The following is a 338-nucleotide window of genomic DNA, read 5'->3' on the forward strand; positions in this document are numbered from 1 at the left end:
GCAGCCAAAGGCGCGCATCTCCAGCGCCTGGAACGCGCGCGCCTGTGCCGCGTCGAGCGCGCCGGTCATCCAGGCCGCGCCGAAGTCGCCGAGCCGGCCACCGCGTTGTGCGTGCCACAGGATGTTGTGTGCGTAGAGGTCGCCGTGAAGAATCCCTCGCGCATGCAGGTGCTGCATGGCCGAGGCGATGTCGCGGGCAATGCGCAGTGCCACGCCGGACGTCCACCGTGCTTCTTCGGCATAGACGTCGCGCGTGCATGAAGCGAGGCTCGGTGGCCCTGCGAGCGTGACGAATGACGGATCGACCAGCGCCATCACGAGGCCTTCCGTGCCTTCGG

Annotated in this window: 1 protein-coding gene; it reads right to left on the bottom strand. The window is 68.6% G+C overall.

The genetic code is table 11. The annotated features are described in order from the left end of the window. On the bottom strand, nt 1-338 hold a 338-nt coding region (locus tag ACSFA3_RS22875), incomplete at both ends, for a protein kinase domain-containing protein (protein ID WP_435507748.1).

This window comes from Variovorax glucosi (genome assembly GCF_051216695.1).
GTDB lineage: Bacteria > Pseudomonadota > Gammaproteobacteria > Burkholderiales > Burkholderiaceae_C > Variovorax.